Origin of the sequence: Erythrobacter mangrovi, assembly GCF_013260645.1 — a bacterium.
GTDB lineage: Bacteria > Pseudomonadota > Alphaproteobacteria > Sphingomonadales > Sphingomonadaceae > Qipengyuania > Qipengyuania mangrovi.
In genome coordinates this window covers 2,032,007-2,045,146 of the sequence record NZ_CP053921.1, presented here as the reverse complement: position 1 = coordinate 2,045,146, position 13,140 = coordinate 2,032,007, and the positions used below count along the sequence as shown (strand labels likewise).

Here is a 13,140-nt window from a genome sequence, read left to right as displayed (position 1 = left end):
CGGGCCGATGCGGGGACTTGCACGGCTCGGCGCACTACTGCTCCTGCTGGTGGCGATGCCGCTCCGCGCAGAGGGTCCATCTGGCAGCTATGACGGCAGCCAGACCGAACTCGCGGCGTGGCTCGAGCTCGATGCCGACGGGCGGTTCAGCTATTGGGTCTCTTACGGCGCGGTCGACGAGGTATCGCAAGGCAGCTGGCATCAAGTCGAAGGGGGGATCGTGCTCGACAGCGATCCGGTCACCGCGCCTGAATTTGAGCAGGTTCGCACGTCGGAGGGCGAGCCAGACGCGCTCGCGATCCATCTTGAGGTTCCCACCGGGCTTCCGGTCCAACTGTTCTCAGCCAACGTGACGATGGCTGATGGCACGGCGTTTGTGGCAGACTTCAACGCCGACGAGCTGGTTGTTCCCTTGGATGAGGGAGGGCAGGTCGCGACCATCGCCCTGGCCTTGCCCATATTTGAGGTCCGCTCAGCGGACATCCCTGTCGAGGACGGCGCCCACGACCTGAGCTTCCGCTTCGAGCCCAATGACCTGGGTGTGTTCGATTTCGACGAGGCTTTCCTGCCCGAACGTGATGGCGCTTACCTGCTCGAGCGTTTCGACCGCTTGCTGAGGTTCCGCAAGATCGAGCTCTGAGGCGGGTCTTGCCCGCGCAATTCGGCATTTGCTTTGCCTCGGCAAATGTCTCGACGCCAACTCCCTACGGGCTGCGTTGATCATTGCCGCCAGCTCCGTCGCTCGCGCATCTGCCCACCTGTCAGGGTTCGAGTAGGTCGTCGTCTCTGCAGTCAGGCTGGATTCGGGCGCATTTGCGCGTCCCTAGATTTCGAACCAGTTCAGCTTTGGGCCCAGATTGTGCACCCGAGTGTCACCGATCGTTCCGGTCATGCCCCAGGCATTGTGGATGTGCCCGCACAGGGCGAGGCGAGGGTTTTGCTGGCGGATATAGTCCCGGATCGCCGCGCTTCCTTCGTGCGTACCGTCGTGTTGCAGGTCGGCATGGCCAAGCGGGGGGGTGTGTGTGACGATGACGCTGGCGCGAGGCAGCGCGGCCAGCATCGCTGCGGCACGCTCCTCGGACTCGCTGGCATTCCATACGTGGTCGGTACGGCTTGGTACCTCACCACCCAGTCCGGCGAAGCAAAGACCGTCGATCTCGACAGCGGTACCGTGCAGGAAGTGTCCCAGATTCCAGTCGGCGCAGAAGTCCGCCATTTCACAGGCGTTGTCATGGTTGCCATGCACGATGATCACATCGCATCGGCAATCCCTGAGTACATGGAGGGTGTCGAGCGAGCCCTCGCCACAGATGGCGAAATCGCCCGCACCGATCACGACATCGGCGTCCGCACTTGCACTCACGATCTGTCGTGCGCGGTCAACGTCGCGATGGATGTCCGAGAATGCCAGTATCCGCATCGGTTTTCTCAGCGCGCGATCCGCAGGGCGAATGCGCCGGCGAGGGTAAGCGAAGTGGCGACCAGCTTTTTCAGGTCGACCTTCTCCTTGAGGAAGAACACCCCGATCAGCATGGCGAACACGATGCTCGTTTCGCGCAGGGCCGCAACTAGGGCGATCGATGATTGGGTAAAGGCCCAAGTGACCAGCGCGTAGGCGGCAAAGGATGCTCCACCGCCCAACAAGGCGACGCGTTTCTGCGTTTGCGCGACGGTGCGAGCGGCGTCCGGCGAACGGATGATCAGGAATGCTGCCATCAGTGCGGCATTGATCAGGGCCAGCCAACCATAGAAGCCAAAGGACGTGCCTGCCAGCTGCGCCCCCGTTCCATCGACGAGCGAGTAGGATGCGATGAAGCCCCCGGTCGCGAGAGCGAGCCAGGACGCGCCACGGGCACCCGTTCCGTCCGCCCTCTGGACAATCGCGAGGCTCAGGATTCCAAGGCTGATCAGCGCGATGGCGGCAATCTCCGCGGTTCCTAGTGTTACGCCCAGAAAGATGACCGAAACGGCTGCGACCATCAGCGGAGCCGAGCCGCGGGCAATCGGATAGACCTGCGTCAGGTCACCCAGCCTGTATGAGTGGAGCAGGAACAGCTGGTAGCCGAAATGCAGCGCCACGCCCGCCGCAAGATAGGGCAGGCTCGCGACATCGGGGGTAGGTGCAAGCAGCACGGCGACCAGCGCCAGCGGTGCATGGCCAATGACCACGGCTCCCATTCCGACGAGCTTGTCCGAGCCGCTCTTGACCACGGCGTTCCACAGCGCGTGCAGCAACGCCGCGCCGATAACGGCAAGAAATACAGTGTGATTCATAGGAGCAATTCGATCAGGAGAGGAGCGGCGGCGGCCCTACGTACTTGGCTTGCGGCAATGCAAGATTTTTGCGACGAACCGAGCGGGTGGATCCAGACTGCGGTTGCTAACGCTTGCAGGGTGGTGTGGATGGGTATCCAACATCAATTGGGCGGGAGGGGTTCGATCCTGCCTGTACAGTCTGGAGCCTGGGATGAGATCGATAAGAATGCGCCACGCCGGACTGATTGCTGCGCTGTTTGCAACTAGCTTTGCTTCTCCTGCTTCTGCTCAACTGTCCGAGCCGGAACAGGTCATCATTTCAACGGTTCAAGACGGTTTCGAACGCGACGTCGCCTTCCTCGAGAAGATCGCTTCGGTGAACAGCGGGACGCTGAATTTCGAAGGCGTCAAGCGGGTCGCCGAGATGGTCGCACCCGAGTTCGAGGCGCTGGGTTTCACCACAGAATGGATCGACCAGTCCGCAGCTGGCCGGGCCGGGCACCTGTTCGCGCGCAAGTCCGGCAAGCCAGGCACCACGCGAATGCTGCTGATCGCGCATCTCGATACCGTGTTCGAGCCGGACTCGCCGTTCCAGACGGTTACCCGCGAAGGCGACATAATGACCGGGCCGGGGGTCGAAGACGACAAGGGCGGGATCATCGTCATCCTCGCCGCGCTTCGCGCGATGCAGGCGGCGGGTACGCTCGCGGATGCCAATATCGTGGTCGCCATGACCGGCGACGAGGAAAGCGCAGGCAACCCCATCGATCTGGCGCGCGCGGATCTCGTCGCTGCGGCCAAGGAGGCCGATGTCGCGCTCGATTTCGAAGGGCTGACGATCGAAGACGGGGTCGACATGGGTTCGATCGCGCGGCGCTCGTCGAACAGCTGGACGCTCACCGCAACGGGGACCGAGGGCCATTCGAGCCGCATCTTCTCCGAACGTTCGGGCTTCGGTGCGATCTACGAACTGGCGCGCATTCTCGACGCCTTCCGTCGCGAGCTGCGCGAACCGGACCTGACCTATAGCGTGGGCCTCATCGCCGGGGGTGCGCGGGCCTCGATCTCCGACGACAATTCTGCCGCCCATGCCAATGGCAAGGCCAACATCATCCCGCCGGTTGCCATTGCGCACGGCGATCTGCGCACGCTGACGCAGGAACAGACCGATCGGGTGGTGGCCAAGATGAAGACCATCGTCGCTAGCCATCTTTCGGGCACCGATGCGACGATCGAGTTCGATTTCCGCTATCCGCCGATGGGCCCGACGGCCGGAAATCGCGCGCTGCTCGACCGGCTCAATGCGATCAATGCCGACATGGGCTTGCCCGAAATGCCGATCCTGCCCCCGTCGCGGCGCGGGGCCGGGGACATCAATTTCGTCGCGTCGCTGATCGACGGCCTGATCGGGTTCGGCCCTTCGGGCTCGGGAAGCCATGCGCCGGGCGAAACGGTCGACCTGACCACGCTCACGCGCCAGGCCCAGCGCGCCGCGATCATGATGAGCCGTCTCGCCGCCGAAGAGCGTTGAGGGCTGCCGCCGGGCCTTCATTGGGCGATGCACTTTGAGAAGGAAGCTTGACGAACGCTTCGCATGACCGCAATGTATCCACTGGATACATGATGAAAGACGAGTCGATGTTCGAAGCAGTACGCGCACAATTATCGCATGCGGTCCCCTATGCGGTGCATACGGGGGTTGAGATCCTGGCGGTCGACGCGGGCGAGGCGCGCGCCCGGTTGGTCGAGCAGCCGCACACGCTGAACCATGTCGGCAGCCAGCATGCCGGCGCGCTGTTCACCCTTGCGGAGGCGGCATCGGGTGCGGCCATGGTCGGCGCCTTCCTGCCGCGCATGGCAAGTATGCGGCCGTTGGCTGCTTCGGCTTCGATCGACTATCTCGCCGTTGCGCGCGGGACGATCGAGGCGACGGCGCGGATCGATGGTGATGCGGCGGCCCTGCAGGCAACGCTCGATCAGGAAGGCCGGGTTCGGTTTCCCGTGACGGTCGAACTGGCCGACGAAACGGGCCGTTCGGTCGCCCGGGTGACGGTCGACTGGCATCTCAAGAGCCTGGCCGAAGCGGCCTGATACGTGGCGGGGCGGGCGGGATACCACCATGGCGATCTGGCGACCGAAGCGGTCACCATCGCGCTGGCTGACCTCGCCGCGGGAAGTTCTGAGCCGCTATCGCTTCGCGCCATCGCAACCAGGGCGGGCGTGGCGCACAGGGCGCTCTACAACCACTTCGGCGACCGCGAGGGCTTCCTCGCCGCGGTTGCCGCCGCCGGTTACGCCAGGCTGGCAGAGGCGCTGCAGGGTGCCACGGACCCGCTCGTCTTCCTGCGCAGCTATGCCCGCTTCGCACTCGAGAATCCGGCGCTCTATCGGGTGATGATGGAACGCGGCTACGGGCAGTTCGAGGGTCACCCGGACCTCCGCGCCGCCGCGGACAAGGTTATCGCCCTCTCGCTCGCGGCGCTTGCGCCCGAAGAAGGGGATGACGAAACCCGGCGCCGCGCCGTCATGCGCTTCTGGATGATGGCCCACGGCGGGCTGGGCCTCCACCTGTCAGGCGTCCTGCGCCGGCGCAGCGACGAGGAATTCATCGCCGAACTGCTCCAGATTGCGGGACTGGTCGACGCGGATACGCCGCCTCCGCAATCGCTCTGGACTTCACCCCCGCCGGGAGACAAACCATGACCATGAATCTTGCAGCATCGATGCCATTCTCGCGCCTGATGGGTGTCGAAGTGACGAGTGCCGGTCCCGATGGGGTCGAGGGCACGATCACCGTGCGCGAGGACCTTTGCACCGCCAATTCGATCATGCACGGCGGGGCGATCATGGCCTTTGCCGATGCGCTGGGCGCGGTCGGGGCTTTCGTGAACCTGCCCGAAGGCGCGGGCGGGACGACCACCATCGAAAGCAAGACCAACTTCCTCGGTGCGGCCAAGGTCGGCACCACGGTGACGGGTAGGGCGACCCCGCTCTCGGTCGGGCGAAGGATTTCCGTGTGGCAGACTGAGATCACCGGCGAGGATGGCAAGCGCGTCGCCGTGGTTACGCAGACCCAGCTCGTGCTCTGATCTTGCCGCCGCGTTCACGACAGATTGCCGTCCTGCTTGCGGCGTTCGGCCTGGTTAGCTGCGCGGCCACCGTTTCTCCGCCCAATCCGGCGCTCAATGCTCCCGGCTTCTACGCCAAGTCGGTGAGTGCGCGCGGCATTCCTATTCTGGCTTCGGCCAAGGTGCGCGACGACGCCCTGTTGGCGGCGCGCGACATGCTCAGCGACATGCTTGCCCACCGGCCCGAGCTGGCAAAGTGGCTGGTCCAGCACGATTACCGCGTAACGATTATCGCGGTGGACGAGGCCTTGCTCGACCTGCCCGAGAACGCGCATTGGACCAAGCCCGCGCGCGACGATCCGCGGCTCACCCGTTGCGAGCTGAAGCACTATGACGCGCGCATCGGCGCACTGAGCGACCGCCAATATTGGGACAACCGCGCCCGCGGGATTGGTGGCGACCGAGCGGTCGGTTCGGAAGAGGATGTGCTGGGCCTGCCCGTCAGCCGCTATTTCGGGGAGACGATCTTTGTCCACGAAATGGGTCACAACGTGCTGTTCGCGATCGAGGAGGTCGATCCGCCACTCTATCGCAAGATCGAAGCGGCCTATGCCAATGCGCGGGCGAGGGGGCTCTGGCTCAACGAATATACAACCACGACGATGCAGGAATACTGGGCCGAAGGCACGCAGTTCTGGTTCGATTCAAATCGCCTGCAGGCCTTCAACGGAACCCGCATCCTCAACCACGCGGATCTCGCCGCCTACGACCCGCAGCTCTACGCCGCATTGGCCGCAGCCTACGGCAACAATCATCGGCTGAAAGGCGATCCGTTCTGGATGCATCCGGCCCGCGTGCCGCCCGGGCCACCGCCACAGAACACGGCTGAGGAATGTTGAGGCTTTTCGCTTTGCGTTCGCACGATCCTGACGCATCGTGCCGCAAAGAGGAGTGACCATGCAGGACAAGACAGGCGCATGAGTGGGTCGGCGGCGGCGCCCGCAAAGCGCATCGGCCTGGTCATGGCGATCCTGCTGGTTGCCGGGAACCTGATCGGCTCCGGCATCTACCTGCTTCCCGCGACATTGGCGGCAATCGGCAGCATCAGCCTGTTCGGCTGGATCATCGCCACGCTCGGCGCGCTGGTGCTGGGCGGGGTGTTCAGCCTGATCATGATCGTGAGGCCGAGCGAAGATGGGCTCGCCGACACGATCTCTGCCGCGATGGGTCCCTATTGGGGGTTCCAGAGCTGCCTGCTCTACTGGCTCGGCTGCTGGCTCGCCAATATCGCCATCGCGCTGGCGGTGACCGGCTATCTCACGGTGTTCTTTCCCATACTCGACCAGCCCGGCTGGTCGGCGGCGGCCACGGCTGGCGTGATCTGGCTGCTGACCGGCATCGCCATCCTCGGCCCGCAGGCGATCGGGCGCATGCATGCCCTGACCATGGCCTTCGGCCTGGTGCCGCTGCTCGCGGCGGGAACGCTGGGCTGGATGTGGTTCGACCCTGACCTCTTCGCGGCTTCGTGGATCGTCAGCGGGGAAAGCCCCTCGGGCGCGGTCTATGGTTCGCTGCTCTCGGTGTTCTGGGCCTTCGTCGGGGTGGAATGCGCAGCCATGGTGGCGCGCACGGTCGAGCACCCAGAGCGAAACGTTCCGCTGGCGACGATGGGCGGTATCGGGCTTGCAGCCATCGTCTACATGCTCGCCTCGAGCGCCATCTTCGGCCTCGTTCCCGCCGCCGACCTTGCGGCTTCTTCCGCACCCTTCGCTCTCGCGGTCGAGAAGATCCTCGGCCCTGCGGCGGCGGGGCTGGTGGCGATCTGCGCCATCCTCAAGGCCTCGGGCACCTGCGGCGGTTGGGTCTTCGTTACCGGCGAAACCACGCTGTGGTCGGCCGCGGCCGGTTACCTGCCACGCTGGCTGGCGGTTCCCGACGCGCGGGGGGTGCCGGTGCGCGCGCTGTTGGTGATGGGCGTGGTGATGACGATCGCGGTTTTCGCCACGGCCGCCCCATCAATCGGCGAACAGTTCGAAACGCTGATCAATGCCGTGGTGGTGTTCACCGTGCTGATCTACATCTACGCGGCCTACGCCCTGATCCGCTTTACCGCCAACTCGTCGCCGGCAATCCGGGTAACCGCATGGATCGTGGCCGTGCTTGGTGCGGCCTTTTCGGCGTTGTTGATCGTCTCTTCGGGAACCATGCTGATCACGGTCACCGCAGCGCTGGCACTGGCAACCGTCCCGGCCTGGTGGTTCGTCAAGCGGTCGGGGGTTAGTTCGCGCGCCGAGCCTTCACGATCCTGACGGGATCGGCGAGCATCTGACCCTTCATCCACCCTTCGCCTTTCTCGGGGTCGGTCGGGGCATCGAAGATTGCGCGCACCACCTCCATTCCGGAAACCACATGGCCGAAGGCGGCGAAGCCGTCATGCTGGCCGGGGTCCGACGAGTCCGGTCGTGCATCGAAGCCGGGTTGGTCCGAAATCATGATCGAGAAATCTCCGGTCGCAGTGCCGGGTTCGTAGCGCGCCATGGAGATCGTACCCGCCTTGTGGAGAATGCCGGTCACGCTGGTCGGCTCATGCGCAATCGGCGGAAGGATCCGATCGGGATGCATCTGCGTACCGGCCTGGACGAGGCCGTTCGGCTGGTCCCCCCAATCGAGCCGCATGGCGCGATAGAACACCGTCCCGTCCAATCGCTTCTCGTCGACATAGCGCAGGAAGTTGGCGGCGGTGATCGGCGCGCGCTCCACCTCAAGCGCCAGGGTGATCTCACCCAGCGTCGTTTCCAGCACCACCAGTTCGGTGCGCGGTTCGGGTGAATCTGCGATGGCGTCCTGCGCGGCAAGGGGGCTGGCGAGGAGGGCGAGAAGGGCAAGTGCGCGGGTGATCCATGTCATCAGTCCATCCTGATGCGCCGTTGGTCGAGTCGCAAGCGCCTCGCGCTTTCATTAATCCACGCTTCAGGTTTACAACCGTAGTCACACTGCTTACAGGCGTAATCGTAATGTATGCCCAGGGAGCGAAATGATGGCCAAGCGTGGCAATCCAGTCGGGGAACGGATCAGCGAAGCCGAGTATGCGGTGATGGAAGTGCTGTGGGACAAGAGCCCGCTTAGCGCTGCCGATGTATGCGACAAGGTTTGCGCCGCGCGCGACTGGACCATGCCGACGGTGAAGACCCTGCTAGGTCGACTGGTCGCCAAGCAGGCGGTCGGTTCCGAGCCGCTGGGTCGCAAGTTCCTGTATCATCCGCTGATCGAACGCTCCGAATATGTTGGCGTGGAATCGCGTCGCCTGGTGGATCGCCTGTTTGGCGGCCGTGCTGCGCCGCTATTCGCGCACCTCGCCGAGAACGAGGCGCTCAGCGACAAGGATCTCGATGAGATCGAGGCGCTCTTGAGGGAGATGCGCAGATGACCGAAGTTGTCCGGGAATACTGGGACTGGTTCCTGTGCGACACGCTGCTGTGGACTGGCGCGCTGATCGCTTTCGTCCTTCTGCTGCGTCGCCCGGTTGCGCGGCACCTGGGCTCGGGTACGGCCTACGCCCTGTGGGCACTGCCTGCGCTGCGCCTGTTGATCCCGCCGATGACGCTACCGGCATGGATGGCCGCCTGGCTGCCATCCACAAGCGAGCCGGTTTTCGACCCGCTGGACCCCGCGCTGGTGGGAGCTGCGAGCGAGCCGGCAAGCTTCACCTATTTCATCCCCGTTTCGACCCCGGTGGATTACCCGCCGGTGGTCGCCGAGCCGACCGATTTTCTCACACCATTGATTGTCCTGTGGCTCGCGGGTGCGGCGGTCTTCCTCGTGCGTCGGTTCTGGCTTTACGCAGAACTGCGCCGCGAATTGCTCGACGATGCGGTCCCGGTGGGTGAGGTTGGGCGCATACGCCTGATCGAGACTCCTGCCATTTCGGGGCCGATCGCATTCGGCGTCCTGGACAAGGTCGTTGCCCTTCCGGTCGGCTTCATGACCACTCGCGATCGGAAGGCACGCGATCTCGCCATTGCCCATGAGCTTGAGCACCACCGCGGCCACGACCTCCTGGCCAACATTCTCGTCCAGCCGCTGTTCGCGATGCACTGGTTCAATCCGCTCGGTTACATGGGCTGGATGGCGCTGCGCCGCGACCAGGAAGCCTATTGTGATGCCCGCGTGGTCGCTGCTCGCCCGCGTGAAGAGCGCGCCGCCTACGCTGGCGTGATCGCCGATTTTGCCCGTCGCCCGCGGGCCACCCCGCGTCCTGCCCTGGCGGCACCGATGGCCTGTCCGGTTTTGGGGGACAAATCCATCATCCACCGTTTGAGGAATCTTTCCATGACCGACGTATCTCCGCGCCGCCAGTTGGTAGCACGCACTGGTCTCGTCGCGGCCCTGTTCGCGCTGCCGATGACCGCCTCGATTTGCTACGCCAACGCGGCAGAGCCGCCCGAACCGCCGGTCGCACCACTGCCACCCGAGCCGCCGGCACCGCCGCTCCCGCCCGAACCTCCGGCAGCGCCGGAAGTCGATAGCTGGGACAGCGAATTGGATGGCGTGCAGGAAAACCGAACTGCTGACGGACGTGTCGAGCGCCACGTCATCATCCGCCACGGCGATGGCGATGGCTCGCGGGAACACCGTGTCGAACGTCGCGTAATCCGCCACGGCGACATGGAAGGTTGGAGCGCAGAGGAGCGCGCCGAGTTCGAGCGGGACATGGCTGAGTTCGAGCGGGACATGGCCGAAATGCGCCGGGAACTCGCCGATCAGAACATCGAGATTCAGCGCGAAGTCAGGATCGCCATGGCCGAAGCGCATTCGGCAGCTGCCAAGGCACGCGACGCGGCGCCCCGGGTGGTGATGTCGTGCCGCGACAAGGAAAACATCGTTACCACCGAAACCGATGCGAAGGGCCGCACCACCATGTTCGTGTGCGAAGCCAACGGTGATCGCATCGCGCTCAAGGCGATGAAGTCAGCACGCAAGGCGATCGAGGCCGACCGCAACCTGAGCGACGAGGAACGTGCGGAGGCGCTGCGTGCCCTTGACCAGGAAATCGCCGAGCACTCGCGCTGATACCCCTGTGCGAGTTGGACGGGGAGGGCGCAACCGCAAGGCTGCGCCCTTCTTGATTCCTAGCTTCCGGTAACGATCCTGTCGCAGGCGAGGTCATCGCCTTGCAGGCCCAGTTGCAGGGCCTGGCTGCGCTGGCGGCTGGTGCCGTGGGTGAAGTTCTCGGGGCTGACGCGGCCCTGGGTCAGCGTATCGTCGCCGATCGCTGCGGCAGCCGCCATCCCTTCTTCGATATCGCCGGGCTCGATCAGATTACGGTTCTTGCCTGCCCAGACGCCGGCATAACAGTCTGCCTGTAGCTCCATCAGCACCTGCAACTGGTTCGCACGACGCGGGTCCTGCTGCTGCGCGCTACGGATCTGTTCGGAGATGCCGGTGATCGTCTGCACGTGATGGCCAAATTCATGCGCGATCACGTAATAGCGCGCGAAGTCGCCGCCGCGCCCCGACATCCGCCCCAGCTGGTCGTAAAAACTGACGTCGATGTAGATCGTCCGGTCGGCCGGGCAATAGAACGGACCCATACCCACCGAACCTGGCCCGCAGCCCGTGTTGAAGCGCTGTTCGGTGGCGAAGCGAAGCATCGGCTGTTCGAACTGCGCACCCTGGTCGGCGAAAATGCCGGCCCAGGTCTGGTTGAGCGATTGCAACCCGTTGCAGGTCTCGGTCGCATATTGGTTGGAGGTGCAGATTGCCTGCTCATCTTCGCCCATGGGGGCCTGCTGCACCTGACCTTGCTGCTGGATACCTTCGACGGTTGCTGCAGTCTGGAATGGGTCGAGGCCAAAGACGAGATAGCCGATTGCGGCAATCACGATCGTCCCGCAGCCGATGCTGCCCGCGCGGCCGCGACCGCCACCACCGCCTCCGGTCGTCCCGACGTTGATATTGCTGGTATCAAACGGATTGAGACGCATCGGCTTCCCCTGTCTGCTCTTGTGTCCGGCCGGTGTTCAGGCCAACGAATGCCCAATCAACGCTCGGAGGTCCAAATGTTTCTCGAAGGTAAGCGCGCACTCGTCACCGGTTCCACCTCGGGCATTGGCCTTGCGATTGCGCGGGCGCTGGCGGCCGAAGGGGCGCAGGTGGTGCTCAACGGCTTCGGTGATGCCGATGAGATCGCCAAGTTGTGCGACGAACTGGGCGCAACGCATTCGGGCGCGGACCTTACCGATGTGGCGCAGGTCGAACAGATGATGGCCGACGCGGGCGATATCGACATTCTCGTGAACAATGCAGGAATGCAGCACGTGGCCCCGGTTGAGGACTTTCCGGTCGACCGGTGGAACCTGATCATCGCGCTTAACCTGACCGCCGCGTTCCACACCACGCGGCTAGCCGTGCCGGCGATGAAGACAAAGGGCTGGGGTCGGATCATCAACACAGCGAGTGCGCATTCCAAGGTCGCGAGCCCGTTCAAGAGCGCCTATAATGCAGCCAAGCACGGGCTCGATGGCTTCACCAAGACGATCGGGCTCGAACTCGCCGAATTCGGCATCACCGCCAATTGCATCAGCCCCGGCTATGTCTGGACCCCGCTGGTCGAAAACCAGATCCCCGACACGATGAAGGCGCGCGGGATGACGCGCGAGCAGGTGATTAACGATGTGTTGCTTGTGAAGCAAGCGACCAAGAAGTTCGTCCAGCCTGCCGAAATTGGCGCCTTGGCGGTGTTCCTGTGTCGTGACGAGATGCAGAACGTCAACGGCGCCAACTGGAGCGTGGATGGCGGCTGGACGGCGGAATAGCGCCTCCGCTAGCCGGTCAGGCACGCCTCCGCGATTGCGGAAACGTGCTCGAGGTCGGTGCCGCAACAGCCCCCAAGGACATTGATCGCCGGGTGCCGCTCCAGCATTTCGCAATGCAGTCGCGCCAGTTCCGCCGGGTCGCCGCGGTCGAGTTCGGTCATGGCATCAAGTTCGGCATGGCTGCAGCGCGAGGCGTTCGCACGGACGCCCCTGACCCTGTCGCCAACCTGGGCGACAGTGTCGTCGAGTGCGGTGAGGAAATGTTCGGGATGGGCGCAGTTGACCATGTAGTAGGCGGGATAGCTTCCTGTTGCAGCATCGACCTCCGCGATCGCATCTCCGAGACTCTGGCCGGTGGGCAGTTTCCCGTCCGTTTCCAGGGTAAAGCTGATTGCGACCGGCAAACCGGCTGTCCGCGCGGCCATGACCACGCCAAGAGCCTCGGGCACATTGGTCATGGTGATCGCTGCGATCATTTCGCAGCCCTCGCGTGCCATCCACCCGATCTGCTGCGCGTGGTAGGCGGCGGCGACATCCGCCTCCATGATCGAGCCCGGATCATATCCGTCACCGCGCGGGCCGACGCAGCCGCTGACGACCAGGGACGGGACGCGATCGGCATAGTCCCGTTTGAGGTCCACCAGCATTGTGATTGCCTTGCCGACCAGTCCGGCGAGTGCCTCTTCGCTCATGCCCAGTGGTTCGGCCCAGTCCGGGCTGGCGCGCCAGGTCGCGCTTTCAAGAATGAATCCCACTTGCCTGCGAGCCGCCAGGTCCAGAAAGCCGCAATAATAGTCGAGCAAAGCCTCCCGCCCGGCGTCGCTTTGCAGCAGCGTGATTGACGAGAAATAGGGAAGGTCGATGCCGCGATTGAAGATGAGATCGGTTTCGAGCCCGGCGTCGGTCAGGAAACGGTGTTGAAGCTGAGGCAATGGCTGCGTCGTCATCGTACACCTCGTACGCTTTGCTTGGAACTGACGCGATCCCGGCAGCAGTGC

15 protein-coding genes are annotated in these 13,140 nt (G+C 64.1%); 10 read left to right on the top strand and 5 right to left on the bottom strand.

The features are described 5' to 3' along the window. The first annotated feature begins 7 nt into the window (after nucleotides 1-7). Complete coding sequence (locus tag HQR01_RS10415) at nucleotides 8-640, top strand: hypothetical protein (protein WP_173214809.1); 633 nt, start codon at nucleotides 8-10, stop codon at nucleotides 638-640. A gap of 183 nt (nucleotides 641-823) precedes the next feature. On the opposite strand, the gene HQR01_RS10410 is transcribed toward HQR01_RS10415, so the two are convergent. Together HQR01_RS10410 and HQR01_RS10405 are read right to left on the bottom strand one after the other, a co-directional pair. After that, on the bottom strand, nucleotides 824-1,423 hold the full coding sequence (locus tag HQR01_RS10410; RefSeq protein ID WP_173214808.1) for a metallophosphoesterase family protein: 600 nt from the start codon (nucleotides 1,421-1,423) through the stop codon (nucleotides 824-826). 8 nt (nucleotides 1,424-1,431) lie between these two features. Then, nucleotides 1,432-2,277, bottom strand: a complete 846-nt coding sequence (locus HQR01_RS10405; RefSeq protein WP_173214807.1) for a DMT family transporter — start codon at nucleotides 2,275-2,277, stop codon at nucleotides 1,432-1,434. A 208-nt stretch (nucleotides 2,278-2,485) separates the two neighbouring features. Between HQR01_RS10405 and HQR01_RS10400 the strand changes: the two genes are divergently transcribed. From HQR01_RS10400 to HQR01_RS10375, 6 genes are all read left to right on the top strand, one after another. Then, nucleotides 2,486-3,790, top strand: a complete 1,305-nt coding sequence (locus tag HQR01_RS10400) for a M20/M25/M40 family metallo-hydrolase (protein WP_173216324.1) — start codon at nucleotides 2,486-2,488, stop codon at nucleotides 3,788-3,790. Between the two features lie 89 nt (nucleotides 3,791-3,879). Next, complete coding sequence (locus HQR01_RS10395; RefSeq protein ID WP_234030131.1) at nucleotides 3,880-4,350, top strand: DUF4442 domain-containing protein; 471 nt, start codon at nucleotides 3,880-3,882, stop codon at nucleotides 4,348-4,350. Between the two features lie 3 nt (nucleotides 4,351-4,353). Then, on the top strand, nucleotides 4,354-4,962 hold the full coding sequence (locus tag HQR01_RS10390) for a TetR/AcrR family transcriptional regulator (RefSeq protein ID WP_173214806.1): 609 nt from the start codon (nucleotides 4,354-4,356) through the stop codon (nucleotides 4,960-4,962). Beyond that, nucleotides 4,959-5,348, top strand: coding sequence for a PaaI family thioesterase (locus HQR01_RS10385; protein ID WP_234030130.1), 390 nt, complete (start codon nucleotides 4,959-4,961; stop codon nucleotides 5,346-5,348). Before HQR01_RS10390 ends, HQR01_RS10385 begins: the two co-directional genes overlap by 4 nt. Before the next feature lie 2 nt (nucleotides 5,349-5,350). Beyond that, nucleotides 5,351-6,226, top strand: coding sequence for a glycoside hydrolase (locus HQR01_RS10380; protein WP_234030129.1), 876 nt, complete (start codon nucleotides 5,351-5,353; stop codon nucleotides 6,224-6,226). Nucleotides 6,227-6,304: 78 nt separating this feature from the next. Then, nucleotides 6,305-7,636, top strand: coding sequence for an amino acid permease (locus HQR01_RS10375; RefSeq protein ID WP_173214805.1), 1,332 nt, complete (start codon nucleotides 6,305-6,307; stop codon nucleotides 7,634-7,636). Here the strand turns inward: HQR01_RS10375 and HQR01_RS10370 are convergent. Further along, nucleotides 7,605-8,234 (bottom strand): peptidylprolyl isomerase, encoded by a 630-nt coding sequence (locus HQR01_RS10370; RefSeq protein WP_173214804.1) that lies wholly within the window; start codon nucleotides 8,232-8,234, stop codon nucleotides 7,605-7,607. The genes HQR01_RS10375 and HQR01_RS10370 overlap by 32 nt on opposite strands. A 130-nt stretch (nucleotides 8,235-8,364) precedes the next feature. Between HQR01_RS10370 and HQR01_RS10365 the strand changes: the two genes are divergently transcribed. Both HQR01_RS10365 and HQR01_RS10360 read left to right on the top strand, forming a co-directional pair. Then, nucleotides 8,365-8,754 (top strand): BlaI/MecI/CopY family transcriptional regulator, encoded by a 390-nt coding sequence (locus HQR01_RS10365; protein WP_173216316.1) that lies wholly within the window; start codon nucleotides 8,365-8,367, stop codon nucleotides 8,752-8,754. Further along, the gene (locus tag HQR01_RS10360) at nucleotides 8,751-10,397 is read left to right on the top strand and encodes a M56 family metallopeptidase (protein ID WP_173214803.1); all 1,647 of its coding nucleotides are present in this window, start codon (nucleotides 8,751-8,753) and stop codon (nucleotides 10,395-10,397) included. Before HQR01_RS10365 ends, HQR01_RS10360 begins: the two co-directional genes overlap by 4 nt. Nucleotides 10,398-10,456: 59 nt before the next feature. Here the strand turns inward: HQR01_RS10360 and ypfJ are convergent, their stop codons facing one another. After that, nucleotides 10,457-11,311 (bottom strand): KPN_02809 family neutral zinc metallopeptidase, encoded by an 855-nt coding sequence (gene ypfJ, locus HQR01_RS10355; RefSeq protein WP_173214802.1) that lies wholly within the window; start codon nucleotides 11,309-11,311, stop codon nucleotides 10,457-10,459. Between the two features lie 75 nt (nucleotides 11,312-11,386). On the opposite strand from ypfJ, the gene HQR01_RS10350 reads away from it, so the two are divergent. Continuing rightward, a complete protein-coding gene (locus tag HQR01_RS10350) occupies nucleotides 11,387-12,142 on the top strand; it encodes a 3-hydroxybutyrate dehydrogenase (protein WP_173214801.1) in 756 nt (251 codons plus the stop codon). Nucleotides 12,143-12,150: 8 nt separating this feature from the next. Here the strand turns inward: HQR01_RS10350 and HQR01_RS10345 are convergent, their stop codons facing one another. After that, complete coding sequence (locus HQR01_RS10345; RefSeq protein ID WP_173214800.1) at nucleotides 12,151-13,089, bottom strand: homocysteine S-methyltransferase family protein; 939 nt, start codon at nucleotides 13,087-13,089, stop codon at nucleotides 12,151-12,153. Nucleotides 13,090-13,140 lie beyond the last annotated feature (51 nt).

Bases quoted from the DNA above. Each gene is read 5' to 3' on its own strand.
- HQR01_RS10415 (WP_173214809.1), top strand. From the start codon at position 8: ATGCGGGGACTTGCACGGCTCGGCGCACTACTGCTCCTGCTGGTGGCG.
- HQR01_RS10410 (WP_173214808.1), bottom strand. From the start codon at position 1,423: ATGCGGATACTGGCATTCTCGGACATCCATCGCGACGTTGACCGCGCA.
- HQR01_RS10405 (WP_173214807.1), bottom strand. From the start codon at position 2,277: ATGAATCACACTGTATTTCTTGCCGTTATCGGCGCGGCGTTGCTGCAC.
- HQR01_RS10400 (WP_173216324.1), top strand. From the start codon at position 2,486: ATGCGCCACGCCGGACTGATTGCTGCGCTGTTTGCAACTAGCTTTGCT.
- HQR01_RS10395 (WP_234030131.1), top strand. From the start codon at position 3,880: ATGATGAAAGACGAGTCGATGTTCGAAGCAGTACGCGCACAATTATCG.
- HQR01_RS10385 (WP_234030130.1), top strand. From the start codon at position 4,959: ATGACCATGAATCTTGCAGCATCGATGCCATTCTCGCGCCTGATGGGT.
- HQR01_RS10375 (WP_173214805.1), top strand. From the start codon at position 6,305: ATGAGTGGGTCGGCGGCGGCGCCCGCAAAGCGCATCGGCCTGGTCATG.
- HQR01_RS10370 (WP_173214804.1), bottom strand. From the start codon at position 8,234: ATGACATGGATCACCCGCGCACTTGCCCTTCTCGCCCTCCTCGCCAGC.
- HQR01_RS10365 (WP_173216316.1), top strand. From the start codon at position 8,365: ATGGCCAAGCGTGGCAATCCAGTCGGGGAACGGATCAGCGAAGCCGAG.
- HQR01_RS10360 (WP_173214803.1), top strand. From the start codon at position 8,751: ATGACCGAAGTTGTCCGGGAATACTGGGACTGGTTCCTGTGCGACACG.
- ypfJ (WP_173214802.1), bottom strand. From the start codon at position 11,311: ATGCGTCTCAATCCGTTTGATACCAGCAATATCAACGTCGGGACGACC.
- HQR01_RS10350 (WP_173214801.1), top strand. From the start codon at position 11,387: ATGTTTCTCGAAGGTAAGCGCGCACTCGTCACCGGTTCCACCTCGGGC.
- HQR01_RS10345 (WP_173214800.1), bottom strand. From the start codon at position 13,089: ATGACGACGCAGCCATTGCCTCAGCTTCAACACCGTTTCCTGACCGAC.